Consider the following 17,967-nt stretch of genomic DNA (forward strand, 5'->3'; position numbering starts at 1 on the left):
CGATACCGGAAGGGAATGGGGAATAAGAAGTCCAATGAACGACGTGATCGAACCGGTTTCCGCGACGCTTGCCGAACGGGCGAAGCTTGCGCTCGGTAAACGCAATCTCGTTTTCATCGGCCTGATGGGCGCCGGAAAATCCGCGATCGGCCGGTTGGCGGCGCAGGCGCTCGGCATTCCCTTCGTCGATTCCGACCACGAGATCGAGCGCGTCTCGCGCATGACGATCAGCGATCTCTTTGCCCGCTACGGCGAGGACGAATTTCGGGCGCTGGAAGCACGTGTGTTGAAACGCCTGCTGCGCACCGGCCCCCGTGTCGTTTCCACCGGCGGCGGCGCCTATATCAACGAGCGATCGCGCCGCCAGATCAAGCGCGGCGGCTTGACGATCTGGCTCAATGCCGAATTGGACGTGCTCTGGGAGCGGGTCAACAAGCGCGACACACGTCCTCTGTTGAAGACCGAGAACCCCAAGCAGACGCTCGAAAACCTGATGCGCGCCCGCTACCCGATCTACGCCGAAGCCGATCTGACGGTGATGTCGCGCGATGTGAGCAAGGAGACGATGGTGGAGGACGTTCTCACCGCCGTCATAGATTTCCGGAAAGTGCCAAATGATGAATAGCCATGTGATGCCTGCTGCCGAGCGCAAGGTTCGCGTCGATCTCGGTGATCGTTCCTATGACATTCTGATCGGTCCGGGGCTGATCGCTGCTGCCGGCAACGAGATCGCCTCGCGCCTCAAGGGGCGCAAGGTGGCCGTCATCACCGACGAAAACGTCGGTCCGCGCTATCTCGAACCGCTGATGGCGAGCCTGAAGCAGAGAGACATCGAAGCCGTGTCGCTGGTGTTGCCGGCGGGCGAAAAGACCAAGAGTTTCGAGCATCTCATTCCCGCCTGCGAAGCCATACTCGGTGCACGGATCGAGCGCAACGACGCGGTGATCGCGCTTGGCGGCGGTGTCATCGGCGACCTGACCGGCTTTGCGGCCGGTATCGTGCGTCGCGGCTCGCGCTTCATCCAGATCCCGACATCGCTGCTGGCGCAGGTCGATTCCTCGGTCGGCGGCAAGACCGGTATCAATTCGCCGCACGGCAAGAACCTGATCGGCGTTTTCCACCAGCCGGATCTGGTGCTTGCCGACACGGATGTGCTCGACACGCTGAGCCCGCGCGAATTCCGCGCCGGCTATGCCGAGGTTGCGAAATACGGGCTGATCGACAAGCCGGACTTCTTCGCCTGGCTGGAGAAAAACTGGCAGGCGGTGTTTTCCGGCGGGGCTGCGCGCATCGAGGCAATCGCAGTGAGCTGCCAGGCCAAGGCCGATGTCGTGGCGGCGGACGAGCGCGAGAACGGTTTGCGTGCACTGCTCAACCTCGGCCACACCTTCGGCCACGCGCTGGAAGCCGCCACCGAATACGACAGCGCCCGCCTGGTGCATGGCGAGGGCGTGGCGATCGGCATGGTGCTGGCGCATCAATTCTCGACGCGCATGAACCTTGCGAGCGCCGATGATGCGAGCCGGGTCGAAACGCACTTGAGAGCCGTCGGCCTGCCGACGCGCATGACCGAAATCCCCGGTAGCCTGCCGCCGGCTGAAAAGCTGATGGACGCGATTGCCCAGGACAAGAAGGTCAAGGGCGGCAAGCTCACCTTCATCCTGACCCGGGGCATCGGCCAGTCCTTCGTCGCCGACGATGTGCCGGCCTCCGAGGTCCTGAGCTTCCTGAGGGAAAAGCACCCGCAATGACCGGCGAAGCATTCCTGGCATTTCTCGGCGAATACTGGCTGTCGATTGCCGCGGTCTTCTGCCTGCTATTGTTTTCCGCTTTCTTTTCGGGCTCCGAAACGGCTCTGACTGCGGCTTCGCGCTCGCGCATGCATTCGCTTGAGAACAATGGCGACGAGCGGGCGGGTATCGTCAATCGCCTGATCGAGCGCCGCGATCGGCTGATCGGCGCGCTTTTGATCGGCAACAACCTCGTCAACATTCTCGCCTCGTCCTTGACGACGAGCCTGTTGATCGGCCTGCTCGGCAATTCGGGCGTGGCGATCGCCACGGTCGTCATGACCGTGCTGTTGGTAATTTTTTCCGAAGTGCTGCCGAAGAGTTGGGCGATTGCGTCGCCGGATCGCTTTGCACTTGCCGTCGCGCCGCTGGTTCGCCCCTTCGTCGCCGTGGCCGGGCCGCTGTCGAGCCTTGTCAACGGCATCGTGCGGCGCATCCTGTTTCTCTTCGGCGTCAACCTTTCGTCCGACATGTCGATGCTTTCGGCGCATGACGAGCTGCGCGGCGCAGTCGACCTGCTGCACCGCGAAGGCTCGGTCATCAAGGCCGACCGGGATCGGCTCGGCGGCGTGCTCGATCTCGGGGAACTCGAGATTTCCGACATCATGATCCACCGCACCAATATGCGGGCGATCAACGCCGACGATCCGCCTGAAATCTGCGTGCGCGATATCCTGCAGAGCCCGTTCACGCGCCTGCCGCTGTGGCGGAGCTCCACCGACAACATCATCGGGGTGGTGCATTCGAAAGATCTGCTGCGCGCGCTTGCCGAGCCGGATGTCGAGCCGGAAAACCTCGACATCGTCAAGATCGCGCAGAAACCCTGGTTCGTCCCCGACACGACCAACCTCAAGGACCAGCTCAACGCCTTCCTGCGCCGCAAGCTGCATCTTGCTATCGTCGTCGACGAATACGGTCAGGTTCAGGGACTGGTGACGCTGGAGGATATTCTGGAGGAGATCGTCGGTGATATCGCCGACGAGCACGATCTCGATATCCAGGGTGTTCGCCAGGAGGCAGACGGGTCCATCGTGGTCGACGGCTCGGTGCCGATCCGTGACCTCAACCGTGCGCTCGACTGGTCACTGCCGGATGAGGAAGCGACGACGGTCGCCGGTTTGGTGATCCACGAGTCGAAAAGCATCCCGGAGGAGCGCCAGGCCTTCACCTTCCATGGCAAGCGCTTCATCGTGATGAAGCGGGTGAAGAACCGGATCACGAAACTCAGGATCCGCCCGGCCGAGGACCAGACGCCGATCGGCTGATGCCTACCAGCGCGTCGGCTCACCGGGGGCTGCAGGCTCGACGGCCAGCGCGTGCAGGCCGGCGTCGAGTTCGGGCTTCAACAGGTCGTTGATGGCGCGATGGCGCGCCACTCGGCTCATGCCGGCAAAGGCGTCGGCAACGATGCGGACCCGCATGTGGGTTTCGCCGCCGCCGTCGAAATCAGGTTGATGACCCGCATGCAGGTGGCTCTCGTTGATCACGGCCAGCCGTTCGGGGTGGAAGGCTTCGGTCAATTTCTGTTCGATCGTGTCCCGCAGCGACATTCTTCCGTCCCATTTCCTTGGTTGCTGGATGCCCTTATGTTGGTCGGGTCCGGCAGCGCGGCCTAGGCGGCGCAAAATGCCCGCACAAAGCCAGCAACATTCCGCTTTGTCAATTCTTGTTGTGGCCCCGGCCAACCCCCATAATGAGCGCCATGAGACTCGATTCAAAATACTTCGATCGCATTCGGACACGGCGCAAGGTCGAGCCGCGCGCAGAGCCGGCCGCCCCCACCTGTCAGTGGGACGGCTGCGACAAGAAGGGCGTTCATCGCGCACCCGTCGGCCGCAACGCCGAGGGGCAGTATTTCATGTTCTGCTTCGAGCATGTGAAGGAATACAACAAGGGCTACAACTACTTCTCCGGTCTGTCCGACAGCGAAGTCGCGCGCTATCAGAAGGAAGCGGTGACCGGGCATCGTCCGACTTGGACGGTCGGCGTCAACAAGAATGCCAAGAATAGTCCGACCCAATCGCAGACCCGTTCGGGCTCTGCCGGGGCGCAGGCGCGCATGCGCGATCCCTTCGGGTTCGTCAGTGAGGCAAAAGCGCGCGCCGGCCGTCCTGAGCCGCGCCAGCGCAAGCTGAAGACGCTCGAAGCCAAGGCCTATGAAACGCTCGGCCTTAGCGCTTCGGCGACAGCCAGCGATATCAAGGCGGCCTACAAGGATCTGGTCAAGAAACACCACCCTGATGCCAATGGCGGGGACAGGGGATCGGAGGAGCGTTTTCGCGCAGTAATTCAAGCCTACCAATTGTTAAAACAGGCTGGTTTCTGCTAACAACGCGGATTATTACAGAAGCACTTTTGCAGGCGAATGCGCGGGTGCCGTCCGGTGGCCGCTCTGGAGACATGATGAGCAAGATTGACCTCGACATTTCCAACCTTCCCGACACAACCGTCTCGGTTCGGGACGTTTTCGGCATTGACACGGATTTGCGCGTTCCCGCCTACTCGAAGGCCGACGCCTACGTGCCGGATCTCGATCCGGACTACCTCTTCGACCGCGAAACCACGCTCGCCATTCTCGCAGGCTTTGCCCATAACCGACGCGTGATGGTCTCGGGTTATCACGGAACCGGTAAGTCCACCCACATCGAGCAGGTCGCAGCGCGCCTCAACTGGCCGTGCGTGCGCGTCAACCTCGACAGCCATGTCAGCCGTATCGACCTCGTCGGCAAGGACGCGATCGTCGTCAAGGACGGCCTGCAGGTCACCGAGTTCAAGGACGGCATCCTTCCCTGGGCCTACCAGCACAACGTCGCGCTCGTCTTCGACGAATACGATGCCGGCCGCCCGGACGTGATGTTCGTCATTCAGCGCGTGCTGGAATCCTCCGGCCGCCTGACGCTGCTCGACCAGAGCCGCGTCATTCGTCCGCACCCGGCATTCCGCCTGTTTGCAACCGCCAACACGGTCGGTCTCGGCGATACCACCGGCCTCTACCATGGCACGCAGCAGATCAACCAGGCGCAGATGGACCGTTGGTCGATCGTGACGACGCTCAACTACCTGCCGCATGACAAGGAAGTCGATATCGTCGCCGCCAAGGTCAAGGGCTTTACCGCCGACAAGGGCCGCGAGACGGTATCGAAGATGGTGCGCGTTGCCGATCTTACCCGCGCCGCCTTCATCAATGGCGACCTGTCGACGGTCATGAGCCCGCGTACGGTCATCACCTGGGCCGAGAACGCCTATATCTTCGGCGATATCGCCTTTGCCTTCCGCGTGACCTTCCTCAACAAGTGCGACGAGCTGGAGCGGGCGCTTGTCGCCGAGCATTATCAGCGCGCTTTCGGCATCGAGCTGAAGGAAAGCGCTGCCAACATCGTGCTTGAAGCCACCGCCTGATCCATCGTCCGTCTTTCCCCGGGAAAGGCGGACTTGTGACCCTGTGGCAAACTCGATGATGCCCCACCAGGCATCATCGCATCTGGCTGAAGAAGGAACTGTCGTGAGCTCGAACTCCAAGGCAAAGCCGACCACGCGCGAAAATGCAGCCGAACCGTTCAAGCGGGCGCTTTCCGGCTGCATCCGATCGATCGCGGGCGATGCCGAGGTCGAGGTGGCTTTTGCCAACGAGCGACCGGGCATAACAGGCGAACGCATCCGTCTGCCCGAAATCTCCAAGCGGCCGACGCGGCAGGAACTTGCCGTGACGCGCGGTCTCGGCGACAGCATGGCGCTGCGCAAGGCCTGTCATGACGCACGCGTCCACGCGACGATGTCGCCGCAGGGCGCCGACGCGCGGGTGATCTTCGATGCCGTCGAGCAAGCTCGTGTCGAGGCGATCGGCTCGCTGCGCATGGAAGGCGTTGCCAAGAACCTGAGCTCGATGCTCGAAGAGAAATATTCCAAGGCCAATTTCGGCGCGATCAGCAAGCAGGCCGATGCACCGCTCGGCGAGGCTGTTGCTTTGCTGGTGCGCGAGAAGCTGACCGGCGAGAAGCCGCCGGCATCCGCCGGTAAGGTGCTCGATCTCTGGCGCGACTTCATCGAGGAGAAGGCTGCCGGCGACATCAAGAATCTGTCGTCGACGCTCAACGACCAGCAGGCTTTCGCCCGCGTCGTGCGCGATATGCTGACATCGATGGATGTTGCCGAGAAATACGGCGACGACGACATCGAGCCGGACGAGCAGGAAAGCGAGACCGACGAGGATCAGCCGCGCAGCCAGGAGCAGGACGAAAACGCCAGCGACGAGGAAGCCGGCGACGATGCGGCCCCTGCCGACGAAAACCAGGCTGCTGAAGAGCAGATGGAAGAAGGCGAGATGGACGGCGCGGAGATCTCCGACGACGACCTGCAGGACGAGGGTGACGAGGACAGCGAGACGCCCGGCGAGGTCAAGCGCCCGAACCAGCCGTTTGCCGACTTCAACGAGAAAGTCGACTACACCGTCTTCACCCGCGAGTTCGACGAGACCATCGCCTCGGAAGAGCTCTGCGACGAGGCGGAACTCGACCGGCTGCGCGCGTTCCTCGACAAGCAGCTCTCGCACCTTCAAGGTGCCGTCGGGCGGCTTGCAAACCGGCTACAGCGCCGCCTGATGGCGCAGCAGAACCGCTCTTGGGAGTTCGACCTGGAAGAGGGCTATCTCGACACTGCGCGCCTGCAGCGCATCGTCATCGATCCGATGCAGCCGCTGTCGTTCAAGCGCGAGAAGGATACCAATTTCCGCGATACGGTCGTGACCCTCCTGATCGACAATTCCGGCTCCATGCGCGGCCGGCCGATCACGGTTGCCGCGACCTGCGCCGACATCCTTGCGCGCACGCTGGAGCGCTGCGGCGTCAAGGTCGAGATCCTTGGCTTTACCACCAAGGCGTGGAAGGGCGGGCAATCGCGTGAGAAGTGGCTGGCCGGTGGCAAGCCACAATCGCCGGGCCGCCTCAACGATCTGCGCCATATCATCTACAAGTCGGCCGATGCGCCGTGGCGGCGTGCACGCCGCAATCTCGGCCTGATGATGCGCGAGGGCTTGCTCAAGGAAAACATCGACGGCGAGGCGCTGATCTGGGCGCATGAGCGCCTGATGGCGCGGCGCGAGCAGCGCCGCATCCTGATGATGATTTCCGATGGCGCGCCGGTCGACGACTCGACGCTGTCGGTCAATCCGGGCAACTATCTCGAACGGCACCTGCGTGCCGTGATCGAGCAGATCGAGACGCGCTCGCCGGTCGAGCTTTTGGCAATCGGCATCGGTCACGACGTAACGCGCTATTATCGCCGCGCCGTGACCATCGTCGATGCGGATGAACTGGCCGGCGCGATGACCGAGCAGCTCGCCGATCTGTTCGAAGACGAAAGCATGCGCCGCCGTCCGGGGCGCATGCGCCGCGCTAGCTAATCTTTCGCGAAACCGGGGCGACCGTCTGTCGCCCCGTTCATCCCCTAGGCCGCTGCCGCGGTTGCCATCTCCTCCCCGCCTATTCTGCCCGCCCGAAGGAACTCCCCCAGATGCTTGGCCGCGGTCTCCTCGTTCTTTCCCTGTTGGCCTCGACCGGCGTGGCTTTGGCCGCCGGCGGCAGCGAGACGCTGCCCATTCGCAGCCGGCAGATAGACCCATTCAAGGTCGGCTCCAACCAGACGCGGTTCGGTCAGCTGGAATTCATCGGCGGCCTGGAGATGACGTCTTCCAATGCGCTGTTCGGCGCCGTATCCGCGATCCGATTCCGGCCGGATGGCACCTCCTTCGTCGCCGTCATGGATACGGGGCATTGGCTCGAAGGGGCGGTGATCCGTGATGCGAACGGCAGGCTTTCCGGTCTCACGGACCTGACGGCAACACCGATGGCGGACAGGAGCGGCGCGGTCGGGCTGGAGAAATGGAAGGTGGATTCCGAAGGTCTGGCACTGCGCGAGGGCGAGGTGATCGTCAGCTACGAGCAGGCCCACCGCATCGATATCTACCCGGATCCGGGTTTCTCGACTTCGGGGCCGGTCGGCAGCATGCCGCTGCCATTTCCAACAACCGAGCTGCGCAACAATGGCGGGCTTGAGACCGTGGCGATTTCGCCGAAGGATGGCCCGCTCGGCGGCGCTGCCGTCACCGTGTCCGAGCGCAGCGTCGACAAGGCGGACAATCTTCTGGCAGGCATTCTCGATGGCCCGATGAAGGGCGCCTTTGCCGTTACCCGTACCGATCCCTACGCCGTTACCGACGGCGCTTTCCTGCCCGATGGCGACCTTCTGCTGCTGGAACGTCGGTTCAACTTCGCCTCCGGTCTCGGCATGCGCATCCGCCGCATTCCGGGAGCCAGCATTCGGCCTGGCGCCGTGGTCGACGGCGACGTCATTCTCGAAGCCGACATGGGCTATCAGATCGACAACATGGAGGGCCTCGACGTGGTCGCTGGCGCCAGTGGCGATGTCCGCGTCATCGTCATCTCCGATGACAACCACTCGATCCTCGAGCGCAATCTGATGCTGGAATTCCGCCTGATCAAATGAAAACGGGGCCATTCGGCCCCGTCATCAATCACTTGTTCTGCTGCTGCATGTTTCCTGAAATCGTATTCGATTTAAGGATCAAAACATGCAGCAATTCAAAGTGCTACAGCGACCTTTGCGCGTCTATAAGACGCGCGGCGCTGTAGTATCAGGCTGTCGCCTTGCCTGATGGCATCGGCTTGATCACGCTCATCAGCGCGCCGTAGGGCAAAAGCATGATGATGCCGCAGAGGATCTTCACCGTCAGGTCGCCGAGCGCCCAGGAGATCCAGCGCGGAGCCTCGGTCGCAAGGATGCCGAGCAGCGGTGCTGTCTCCAGCGCAAAGCTGTCATTCGGCCCAAAGAACACGAAGAACGGCGCAAAGGCGAAGGAGAAGAACATGGCCGTGTCGAGCGCCGAGCCGATCAGCGAGCCTGCCAGCGGCGCATGCCACCAGCTCTGGCGGCGGAGCTTGTTGAACACGGAGATATCAAGCAGCTGGCCGAACAGGAAGGCGGAGCCGGAAGCGATGGCGATGCGCGGCGTCGCTGCGAAGAAGGACAGAACGATCGCCACGAGGAAGCCGACAACGACGACACGACGCGCAATGCGCGGGCCGAAATGGCGGTTGGTCAGGTCGGTGACGAGGAACGCGAAGGGATAGCTGAAGGCACCCCAGGTCAGGAGGTCGCCGAGCTGCATGCCGGCGATCGAGCCCGGCAGCGGATACTGAACGAGGAAGTTTGAGGCCACGACCACCAAGGTCATGAACGCGACATAGATGAAGAACGTGCGGTTGATCAGCATTTTTTTATCCTGGGAGATGCCACCAGTTGAGCGGAAGCCAGGCTTGAACGCCGGGCCGATGAAAATCTGCAAATTAAACACGAGAAAAAGGCTTGCCGGATAAACCCGCAAGCCTTTTTAAAGTCGTGTCGAAGACAGACGCTGGCGCTGATTAAGCGGCAGCGGCTTCAGCGTTCTTCTTGACGATCTGACGGCGCAGCAGGCGAGCGCGCATGCTCAGCTCGTTCTCGTCGGCCTTCACGAGGAAAGCGTCAAGACCACCGCGGTGTTCAACCGAGCGGAGAGCCGCTGCGGAAACGCGCAGGCGGAAGCGCTGGCCGAGAGCATCGGAAATCAGCGTGACGTTGCACAGGTTCGGAAGGAACTTGCGCTTGGTCTTGTTGTTGGCGTGGCTGACATTGTTGCCCGACTGGACGCCCTTGCCGGTCAATTCGCAACTACGGGACATGGTACACCTATTCTCTTTATCGCCGCCGGACGATGCGGTAGCGGGCCCAGAGCCCAGGCCGCGTTCCTGTTGGCCATTATTGGAAAGTTGCGGTTCTATAGTCAGAGACAGCCCGCCCGTCAAGCCAAACCTCTTGCATTCTCGGAAAACCGCCGTTTCTCCCGGCTGTTTCTGCATCAGGCAAGCTCGATCGCGGCCACAATAATGCTTCACGCGAGTCATTCCAAGCTGATTTACGATGCGCTATCTGTTGTCCTGCGGATGCAGCAGAGGTCCATGATGCGGTAGCGTTCCGGCCGCCGGATCTGTCGGAAAAGGCGTAGAAAAGCCGTAAACGACCTGCATTCCAAGGCATGGCGACGGCATTCGAGTAATGGATCTCTCAGGGCATGAAGTTGCGCATCGGTTCTCGCGCGGTAGCGCTGTTGTCAGTGGCAATGTTTTCCACAGCATCGCTTGCTGCAGATATCGAACATCAGACGGATTACAGCATCTCGCTTGCCGGTTTGCCGCTCGCGAGAGCGTCGTTCCATACGGCGCTTGTAAAGAATCGCTACACGATATCAGGAACGCTGCATTCGGCCGGCCTCGTCGACATTTTCAGCCGGACTTCGGGGCAGACCCGTGTTTCCGGCGTCATCGGCCGCGACTATCTGCGCGCAAACGAATATTCGATGTCCTATCGCAGCGGCAAGAAGGGCCGGGCGATCAGCGTCACCTACAGCAACGGCAACGTCGTGCATGCCAGCATGAATCCGAAGCGCACGCCGCTGCCGAAGAACTGGGTGCCGGTGACCTCGCGCGACATGCGCAACGTGCTCGATCCCTTGTCCGGCCTTATCATTCCCGGTAATGCCCGCGTCTGCCCCAATACCCTTCCGATCTTCGACGGCGAATCGCGTCTCGACATCAAGCTGTCGGCGAGGGGGACCAGGCCGTTCAAGACCAAGGGATTCGAAGGCGAGGTGATCGTCTGCGGCATCCGCTTTGTTCCGAAGGCGGGCTACAAGAAGGGGCGCGAAGACGTCGAATATCTCAGGCAGCTGCAGACCATGGAAATCTGGTTTGCCAAATCTGATGTCGTCGATGTCTATGCGCCCGTCTATGTGCGCATCCCGACCAAGCTTGGCCCCGTGACGGTTTCCGCGACGCGATTCGGCGGTTGATCCACCGAATGGTGGAGATTATCACTAACATTTCACGCCGAGTACTAACATTTCGCGCCGAGTCGTGATTTTATCCGCGCCGGTTTCCGCTACAGCGCAGCGCGTCAAACGTGACGTGCTGCGCTGTAGCGCTTGAAGCTTGCTGCATAATTTTCTCCTTAAATCGATTCCGATCTAAGGAATTATGCAGTTGGAGGCTGCACGAGGGGATAAGACATGAAATTCAAGGCAACGTTGATCGGTGCAACCGCCATTTTGATGTGGTCGCTCCTGGCGCTGTTTACCGCTGCATCCGGCAAGATGCCGCCGTTCCAGTTGTCAGCCATCTGTTTCCTCATCGGCAGCATTCCGGGGGTCGTCGTTCTCGCGCTGAAGCCGGAGCGGCTGGCGCTGTTGAAGCAGCCGGCGAAGGTCTGGATCACCGGCATCGCCGGTCTTTTCGGTTATCACTTTCTCTACTTTACCGCACTTCGCAACGCGCCGGCTGTCGAAGCCGGTCTGATCGCCTATCTCTGGCCGCTGCTGATCGTCGTCGGCTCTGCCCTATTGCCGGGCGAGCGGCTGCGCTGGTACCACGTTGCCGGCGCTTTTGCCGGCCTGATGGGAACGATCATGATCATCGCCCGCAACGGTATCGCCTTTGACGACGCCTATCTGATGGGGTACGGCGCAGCCCTGCTGTGCGCCTTCACCTGGTCCGGTTATTCGCTGCTGACGCGCCGCTTCGAGGCGGTCTCGACCGACGTCGTCACCGGCTTCTGCCTGGCGACATCGCTTCTCTCGTTCGTCTGCCATCTTGGTCTCGAGACGACCGTCTGGCCGGAAACGACGTTCGAGTGGCTGGCGGTTGCGGGCCTCGGCCTGCTGCCGGTCGGTGCCGCCTTCTATGCCTGGGACTTCGGCGTCAAGAACGGCAATATCCAGCTGCTCGGCGTTGCCAGCTACGCCGCACCGGTTCTGTCGACGCTGATCCTCATCCTGTTCGGTTTTGCCGAGCCGTCATGGCGTATCGCCGCCGCATGCCTTTTCGTGACGGGCGGCGCGGTGCTGGCGGCCAAGGACATGATCTTTCGTAAGGCGCGCACGGCGGTGCAGCCGGCAGAGTAACCTTCCGGGCGGAAAACCGCTTCACACTTTTCCTGAAAATGCTCTATTTCTCAGGCGGCGCCCAGTCGGGGGCCGCCATCTCGAAGACTGAGAAATCGAAGCCCGGCGCCACCGTGCAGCCGACAAGCGTCCAGTCGCCGAGCGAGACGGCGGATTGCCACCAGTTGGGCGGCACGAGCCCCTGTGGGCGCTCGCCGCCGAGAATGCCGGGGCCGAGGCGCAGAACCGTTGCAGGCTCGCTGTCGGCGGCAATGCTGAGCTCCAGCGGCGCGCCAGCATAGTGATGCCAGACCTCGGCGGCGTCACGTACCCGATGCCAGTGCGAGCGCTCGCCGCGCTCCAGCAGATAGTAGATCGCCGTCGAGTGGCCGCGCGGCCCGCCGTTGGCGTCGCGGAAGGTCTGCACATACCAGCCCCCTTCGGGGTGGCGCGTCAGCCCAAGGATCTCGATGATGGCGCCCGGCGTCAGTTCCTGATCGGCCGTCATCAGAAATTATCCTTGCGCTTGCGGATTTCGGCAAAGACAGCCGCATCGGTCGCCCCTTCCATGCCGAGATGCGCGCGGATCTTCGGGTCGGCGGCGCGCAGGAACGGGTTGGTGCGCCTTTCGAGGCCGATGGTCGTCGGCGCCGTAAAGCCGCCATCGCAGCGGGTTTCTTCGATCTCGGCCGCACGCTCCCTCAATGCATCATTGTCCGGGTCGATCGTCACGGCGAAATGGGCGTTCGACAGCGTGTATTCGTGGCCGAAATAAACAGTAGTGTCGTCGGGCAGGGCGAGAAGTCGGCTGAGCGACTGCCACATCGTTTCCGGCGTTCCCTCGAACAGGCGGCCGCAGCCGAGCGCAAACAGGGTGTCGGCGGCAAAGAGCAGCTTATCCTCAGGAAGGTGGAAACAGATATGGCCGGCGGTGTGGCCGGGCGTCTCGATGACGTCGACCGGGTGGCCGGCAAAATCGAAGCGTTCAGCGTGACGCACGCTCCTGTCGATGCCGGGGATATTGGCCGCCTCTGCCGCCGGCCCGATGATGGTGGCGCCGAAACGATCCTTGAGCGCGACGTTGGCCGCGACATGGTCTCCGTGGTGATGGGTGGTGAGGATATGGGTGAGCGTCCAGCCACGCCGCTCCAGGGCCTCCAGGATCGGCTGCTCCTCGGGCGCGTCGATCGAGGCGGTGGCGCCGCTTACCGGATCGTGCAGCAGCACGCCGAAATTGTCGGTGCGGCAAAGAAAGAGGTCAAGTTCGAGCGCGGCCATGGCGTGTCTTCCGATCGGGCTTCTGCTGCAGGCGCCTTCGATCGCGGTCGATCAAAGGACAAATCATGCGGCGAGTTTAACGCTACAGCGCCCCTTTGCACGCTCTATGAGCATGCGGTGCTGTGGTGACTGCCGCCGAATGTAGCGAGGCTTGCCTTGAAGTCTACCGCTTCAAGGCTAACATGTTGCGCATGCACACCGATATCGTCGACCTCCGAGAATTCTATCACTCCGAACTGGGCCGCATGGCCGAACAGTCCGTCACCATTGCGCTGTCTTCGGTCTGGGCGCGCCTGCCCGAGGAGCGGCTTGTCGGGCTCGGCTATGCCGTGCCCTATCTCGAGCGTTTCCGGAAGGACACGGAGCGGACCTTTGCTTTCATGCCGGCGGGGCAGGGGGCGGTGAACTGGCCGGTTGCCGAGTTGTCGTCGACCGCGCTGGTGTTCGACGAGGAATTGCCGCTGCCCGATTCTTCCATCGACCGGGTTTTGATGGTGCATTCGCTGGAATTTGCCGAAAGCCCGCGCGAGACGATGAAGGAGATCTGGCGGGTGCTGGCGCCGGGCGGCCGGCTGGTGATCGTCGTGCCCAATCGTCGTGGTGTCTGGGCGCGCATGGAGCATACGCCGTTCGGCTCGGGGCGGCCCTATTCGCGCGGTCAGCTGACGGCGCTTCTGCGCGAGACGAACTTCACACCCGGCGCCTCGTCGGAGGCACTGTTCTTCCCGCCGTCGAAGCTGAAGATGATCCTGCGCCTGCGCCGGGGCTTCGAGCGGCTTGGCCGCTCGCTCTGGCCGGTCTTCTCGGGCGTGATCGTGGTGGAGGCGCAGAAGCGGCTTTATCAGGGCCTGCCGGTTGCCGCGCGTGCGTCGCGGCGCGTGTTCGTGCCGGTGCTGGCGCCACAGGGTATCCCGAGCACCCGGGAGCGCCCGCGCGCCCAGCCTTGATCGCCACTCTGCCGGGCTTGCCGACCCTCGACAAATGCCGATTGCGCCGGTATTGGCTTGGCCTCATTTCCTGCCTTGAAAGCTGATCCGATGAGCCTTGCCTCGAAGAGCCCGCAGCCGCGTCCCGGCATTCTGGACATTGCCGCCTATGTGCCCGGCAAGGAGCATGCCCCCGGTGTCGCCAAGGTCCACAAGCTCTCGTCCAACGAGACGCCACTCGGCGCCAGCCCCAGGGCGATCGAGGCCTTCCAGGCCGCGGCCTTCAACCTGGAGCGCTACCCCGACGGCCAGGCCCAGGCGCTGCGCGCGGCGATCGGTGCTGTGCACGGGCTCAACCCGGCAAACATCCTGTGCGGCAACGGCTCGGACGAACTGCTCGGTCTCCTGTGCCACACCTATCTGGCGCCCGGCGACGAAGGCATCATCACGGAGCACGGGTTCGTGGTCTACAAGATCCAGATCATGGCCGCCGGCGGTACGCCGGTCATGGTCAAGGAGCGCAACGCGACCGTCGACGTCGATGCCATTCTCGCGGCGGTCACCGAGCGCACGAAGATCGTCTTCATCGCCAATCCGGCGAACCCGACTGGAACCTATATTCCCGTCGACGAAGTTCGCCGTCTGCATGCGGGCCTGCCCGAGGGCGTGCTTCTGGTGCTCGATGCCGCCTATGCCGAATATGTTCGGCGCAACGATTATGCGGCCGGGCTCGAACTGGTGTCGGCCAACCGCAACGTCGTCATGACCCGGACGTTCTCCAAGATCTACGGTCTTGCCGGTCTGCGTATCGGCTGGATGTACGCTCCGCCGCAAGTGATCGACGCGGTCGATCGCGTGCGCGGGCCGTTCAACCTCAGTGCGGCGGCGATTGCAGCCGGTGCCGCGGCCGTGCGCGATCAGGCCTTCGTCGCTGAGGCGGTCGACCATAACCTCGTCTGGCTGGAGCGTGTCAGCCGCGCGGTGGAATCGATCGGTCTCACGATCACGCTATCGGTTACCAACTTCGTGCTCATCCATTTCCCGGACGAGGACGGCATGCGTGCGAACGACGCGGATACGTTCCTCACTCATCGCGGCTACATCCTGCGTGCGATTGCGGCCTACGGCTTTCCCAATGCCCTGCGCATGACCATCGGCTCGCAGGAAGCCAATGAGGGCGTGATCGCGGCACTGACAGAATTCATGGGACGGAAATGATGACACAGCAGTTTGAAACGATCGCACTTATCGGCATCGGCCTCATCGGCTCATCGATCGCCCGGGAAATCCGAGACAAGCAGCTCGCCCAAACCCTGGTGATCTCGACCCGCAGCGAAGCGACGCTTTCGCGCGCCGAGGAGCTTGGCCTTGGCGATCGCTATACGCTGTCGGCTGCCGATGCGGTGCGCGGTGCCGATCTCGTCATCGTGTCGGTGCCTGTCGGTGCGTCCGGTGCGGTGGCCGCGGAAATCGCCGCCCACCTGAAGCCTGGCGCGATCGTCACCGATGTCGGCTCGACCAAGGGCTCGGTCATCGCCCAGATGGCGCCGCATCTGCCCGCCACGGTTCATTTCGTGCCAGGGCATCCGATCGCCGGTACCGAGCATTCCGGTCCGGACGCCGGCTTCGTCGGCCTCTTCCGCGGTCGCTGGTGCATCCTGACGCCGCCGGACGGCCAGGACGAGGAAGCGATCGCGCGGCTGCGGCTGTTCTGGGAAACGCTTGGTTCTATGGTCGAGCAAATGGATGCCGAGCATCACGACAAGGTGCTGGCGATCGTCTCGCACCTACCGCACATCATCGCCTACAACATCGTCGGCACGGCGGACGATCTGGAAGCGGTGACCGAATCCGAAGTCATCAAATATTCCGCGTCCGGTTTCCGCGACTTCACCCGCCTGGCCGCGTCCGACCCAACCATGTGGCGCGACGTCTGCCTGCACAACAAGGACGCGATCCTCGAAATGCTGTCGCGGTTTTCCGAGGACCTCGCCTATCTGCAGCGGGCAATCCGCTGGGGCGACGGCGACAAGCTGTTCGATCTCTTCACCCGCACCCGCGCGATCCGGCGGTCGATCATCCAGGCAGGTCAGGACACGGCCATGCCGGACTTCGGCCGTCACGCGATGGATCAGAAGTAGCCGATAAACGAAAGAGCCCGGGGCGTGGATCATCCACGCCCCGGGCTCTTTGTATTCTCGCGAAGGCCGCCAGAGCGAGCGGCTTTTCGCTGCACCGGGATCAGAGCGTCGGCAGCACGCCGATCGGGATGAAGGCGAGGAAGGCGGTGCCGTCGCGCACGTTGAGCTTGACTGTCGCCTCGTTCTTGCCGTTGGCCAGCGCCTTCAGCATGTTGGCCGTGTTGTTGACCAGGTTCGCATCGTCGGGGATCAGCGTGACCAGGTTTGTGCGCCAGGCGTCGATATTGGTCATCGTCAGCGAAAACTCGCCGGAGATCAGCCCCTGGTCGTTGACCGAGAAGGGGCCCGACAGCTTGGCGTTCATGCCCGAGCCAAGGTCGACTGTCATCTGGCGCAGTTCGCCCTTGCTCCCGCGCAGCATCGCCGGCGTCGGGATGCCGGAGCCCATCCAGCTCGCCTTGTCGACAAAGGTGAGGTCGGCGGCAAGATTGGCGGGTGGCGCGAAGCTTGCGCCGTTCTCAGGACGAAGATCGAGCTTGTCGACGCTCAAGGCCGCATCGAGATCGTTGCCGTTCTGACGCAGGTGCATTTCGCCGTGGCTGGCGCCGAAGCCGAAGCTGTCGCCGGTCAGCGGCAGGCGCACGGTGCCGGTCAGGTTGTCATAGGTCAGCGAACTGCGGTCGAGCCCGGAAAGGGTCGCCCTGACGCTTGCATGCAGCAGCGTCCAGTCGGCCGAGACATTGAGGTCGGGCGAAACGCGCAGTTCGGCCGGACCATCGAGCTCGATGATCGCATGGCTGGGCTGGTAGACTTGTGCCGCGGTCCGAAGCGCGCCGAAGGAGGCGGAGGCACCGCGGCGGGTGTCGTCGAGATTGACCTTGTCGCAGAACAGGCCGATGCGGAACGGGAAGCCGCGCACGTCCATGTTCGTGCACTCGCCGCCGAGCCCGTTTGCCCGGCCGTCCGCGAGCTGGGTCGTCAGGCGCTTCTCGACCTGGTCGGCGACGGCATACCAGCCGGCCGAATAGGCGGCACAGACGATCACTATGCCGGCGATAAGCCAGCGAAACTTCCGGCTGACCGGCGAGGGATTGGCGACTGCGGTTGCGGTCATGGTAACGCGTACTCCACCAAACTCAGATCGCGGCCGCCTTTCGGGTGGCGCCGCCGATCCTGCTTATTATCTTTCATTCTATGCACGGGAACGACTTGTCTCTTCCGTGCCGAGATGCTGTGCCGTAGAAAAACCGACATGGCTGGCCACCGATGAGCCGACGATTCGGCGATGAGCAGACAGCGCGGATTGAATGACAGTGGATATGGACGAATTTTGGGTCTTTGGCTACGGGTCGCTGATGTGGAACCCGGGCTTCCGGTTCGAGGAAAGATCGACGGCGCGGGCATTTGGCTATCGTCGGTCGCTTTGCGTGCGCTCTTGGGTGCATCGCGGTACTCAGCAGCGGCCGGGCCTGGTGCTCGGGCTCGACTATGGCGGCTCGTGCATCGGCGCGGCTTTTCGCATCGACAACGGCGAGAGGGCGGCGGTGATCGACTATTTGCGGGAACGCGAGCTTGTCACGCATGTCTACAAGGAAAAGACGATGCCGGTGCAGCTTGCCGACGGGCGGCGGGTTCCGGCGCTGACCTATGTGATCGACCGCGCCCATGTGCAGTATGCCGGAGCGCTGAGCGCTCCGGAGGCTGCGGCGATCGTCGCCGTCTCGTCGGGAAAGTCGGGTCCGAACAGCGAATACGTGTTCAACACGCTTGCCCACCTCAAGGAGATGGGCATTCGCGACCATTGGCTGGAAGAGGTCGTGGCGACCCTTAACGCATAATGTCCG

19 protein-coding genes are annotated in these 17,967 nt (G+C 62.6%); 13 read left to right on the forward strand and 6 right to left on the reverse strand.

All coding sequences use genetic code 11. The annotated features are described in order from the left end of the window. Nucleotides 1-34 precede the first annotated feature (34 nt). Genes IB264_RS29150 through IB264_RS29160 form a run of 3 tightly spaced genes read left to right on the forward strand, consistent with a single transcriptional unit; the run spans nucleotide 35 to nucleotide 3,055 of the window. The gene (locus IB264_RS29150; protein ID WP_025424662.1) at nucleotides 35-625 is read left to right on the forward strand and encodes a shikimate kinase; all 591 of its coding nucleotides are present in this window, start codon (nucleotides 35-37) and stop codon (nucleotides 623-625) included. Next, a complete protein-coding gene (aroB, locus tag IB264_RS29155) occupies nucleotides 618-1,751 on the forward strand; it encodes a 3-dehydroquinate synthase (protein WP_025424661.1) in 1,134 nt (377 codons plus the stop codon). The genes IB264_RS29150 and aroB overlap by 8 nt, the downstream gene beginning before the upstream one ends. Next, on the forward strand, nucleotides 1,748-3,055 hold the full coding sequence (locus IB264_RS29160; protein ID WP_025424660.1) for an HlyC/CorC family transporter: 1,308 nt from the start codon (nucleotides 1,748-1,750) through the stop codon (nucleotides 3,053-3,055). Before aroB ends, IB264_RS29160 begins: the two co-directional genes overlap by 4 nt. Before the next feature lie 3 nt (nucleotides 3,056-3,058). Here IB264_RS29160 and IB264_RS29165 read toward each other — a convergent pair whose 3' ends face one another. Beyond that, nucleotides 3,059-3,340, reverse strand: a complete 282-nt coding sequence (locus tag IB264_RS29165) for a BolA family transcriptional regulator (RefSeq protein ID WP_025424659.1) — start codon at nucleotides 3,338-3,340, stop codon at nucleotides 3,059-3,061. A 143-nt stretch (nucleotides 3,341-3,483) separates the two neighbouring features. Between IB264_RS29165 and IB264_RS29170 the strand changes: the two genes are divergently transcribed. From IB264_RS29170 to IB264_RS29185, 4 genes are all read left to right on the forward strand, one after another. Continuing rightward, the gene (locus IB264_RS29170; protein WP_025424658.1) at nucleotides 3,484-4,119 is read left to right on the forward strand and encodes a J domain-containing protein; all 636 of its coding nucleotides are present in this window, start codon (nucleotides 3,484-3,486) and stop codon (nucleotides 4,117-4,119) included. A 74-nt stretch (nucleotides 4,120-4,193) separates the two neighbouring features. Further along, on the forward strand, nucleotides 4,194-5,189 hold the full coding sequence (gene cobS, locus IB264_RS29175) for a cobaltochelatase subunit CobS (RefSeq protein ID WP_025424657.1): 996 nt from the start codon (nucleotides 4,194-4,196) through the stop codon (nucleotides 5,187-5,189). Nucleotides 5,190-5,292: 103 nt separating this feature from the next. Beyond that, nucleotides 5,293-7,188, forward strand: coding sequence for a cobaltochelatase subunit CobT (cobT, locus tag IB264_RS29180; protein ID WP_025424656.1), 1,896 nt, complete (start codon nucleotides 5,293-5,295; stop codon nucleotides 7,186-7,188). A gap of 110 nt (nucleotides 7,189-7,298) precedes the next feature. Beyond that, entirely contained in the window at nucleotides 7,299-8,291 is a 993-nt protein-coding gene (locus IB264_RS29185; RefSeq protein WP_025424655.1) for an esterase-like activity of phytase family protein, read from the forward strand. 148 nt (nucleotides 8,292-8,439) lie between these two features. On the opposite strand, the gene IB264_RS29190 is transcribed toward IB264_RS29185, so the two are convergent. Further along, the gene (locus tag IB264_RS29190) at nucleotides 8,440-9,078 is read right to left on the reverse strand and encodes a queuosine precursor transporter (protein ID WP_025424654.1); all 639 of its coding nucleotides are present in this window, start codon (nucleotides 9,076-9,078) and stop codon (nucleotides 8,440-8,442) included. 151 nt (nucleotides 9,079-9,229) lie between these two features. Then, a complete protein-coding gene (rpmB, locus tag IB264_RS29195; RefSeq protein WP_025424653.1) occupies nucleotides 9,230-9,526 on the reverse strand; it encodes a 50S ribosomal protein L28 in 297 nt (98 codons plus the stop codon). Between the two features lie 389 nt (nucleotides 9,527-9,915). On the opposite strand from rpmB, the gene IB264_RS29200 reads away from it, so the two are divergent. Together IB264_RS29200 and IB264_RS29205 are read left to right on the forward strand one after the other, a co-directional pair. Further along, nucleotides 9,916-10,692, forward strand: coding sequence for a DUF3108 domain-containing protein (locus IB264_RS29200; RefSeq protein ID WP_025424652.1), 777 nt, complete (start codon nucleotides 9,916-9,918; stop codon nucleotides 10,690-10,692). A 216-nt stretch (nucleotides 10,693-10,908) separates the two neighbouring features. Next, nucleotides 10,909-11,799, forward strand: coding sequence for a DMT family transporter (locus IB264_RS29205; protein WP_025424651.1), 891 nt, complete (start codon nucleotides 10,909-10,911; stop codon nucleotides 11,797-11,799). 43 nt (nucleotides 11,800-11,842) lie between these two features. Here IB264_RS29205 and IB264_RS29210 read toward each other — a convergent pair whose 3' ends face one another. Further along, nucleotides 11,843-12,286: a cupin domain-containing protein gene (locus IB264_RS29210; protein WP_057217889.1), complete on the reverse strand. Its 444-nt coding sequence runs from the start codon at nucleotides 12,284-12,286 to the stop codon at nucleotides 11,843-11,845. Continuing rightward, nucleotides 12,286-13,056, reverse strand: coding sequence for a hydroxyacylglutathione hydrolase (gloB, locus tag IB264_RS29215; RefSeq protein WP_025424649.1), 771 nt, complete (start codon nucleotides 13,054-13,056; stop codon nucleotides 12,286-12,288). Before gloB ends, IB264_RS29210 begins: the two co-directional genes overlap by 1 nt. A 182-nt stretch (nucleotides 13,057-13,238) precedes the next feature. Here gloB and IB264_RS29220 point away from each other — a divergent pair, with 182 nt between their 5' ends. The 3 genes from IB264_RS29220 (at nucleotide 13,239) to IB264_RS29230 (ending at nucleotide 16,123) form a co-directional block, all read left to right on the forward strand. After that, nucleotides 13,239-14,003, forward strand: a complete 765-nt coding sequence (locus tag IB264_RS29220) for a class I SAM-dependent methyltransferase (RefSeq protein WP_025424648.1) — start codon at nucleotides 13,239-13,241, stop codon at nucleotides 14,001-14,003. Nucleotides 14,004-14,093: 90 nt separating this feature from the next. After that, nucleotides 14,094-15,200 carry a histidinol-phosphate transaminase gene (gene hisC / locus IB264_RS29225; protein ID WP_025424647.1) on the forward strand — a complete coding sequence of 369 codons (1,107 nt, stop codon included), beginning with the start codon at nucleotides 14,094-14,096 and terminating at the stop codon, nucleotides 15,198-15,200. Further along, the gene (locus IB264_RS29230; protein WP_025424646.1) at nucleotides 15,197-16,123 is read left to right on the forward strand and encodes a prephenate/arogenate dehydrogenase family protein; all 927 of its coding nucleotides are present in this window, start codon (nucleotides 15,197-15,199) and stop codon (nucleotides 16,121-16,123) included. Before hisC ends, IB264_RS29230 begins: the two co-directional genes overlap by 4 nt. A 100-nt stretch (nucleotides 16,124-16,223) precedes the next feature. On the opposite strand, the gene IB264_RS29235 is transcribed toward IB264_RS29230, so the two are convergent. Then, complete coding sequence (locus IB264_RS29235) at nucleotides 16,224-17,237, reverse strand: DUF2125 domain-containing protein (RefSeq protein ID WP_025424645.1); 1,014 nt, start codon at nucleotides 17,235-17,237, stop codon at nucleotides 16,224-16,226. Nucleotides 17,238-17,430: 193 nt separating this feature from the next. Here IB264_RS29235 and IB264_RS29240 point away from each other — a divergent pair, with 193 nt between their 5' ends. After that, nucleotides 17,431-17,961: a gamma-glutamylcyclotransferase gene (locus tag IB264_RS29240; protein WP_038575656.1), complete on the forward strand. Its 531-nt coding sequence runs from the start codon at nucleotides 17,431-17,433 to the stop codon at nucleotides 17,959-17,961. Nucleotides 17,962-17,967: the final 6 nt, after the last annotated feature.

This window comes from Ensifer sp. ENS11, from assembly GCF_014851895.1.
Lineage (GTDB): Bacteria > Pseudomonadota > Alphaproteobacteria > Rhizobiales > Rhizobiaceae > Ensifer > Ensifer canadensis.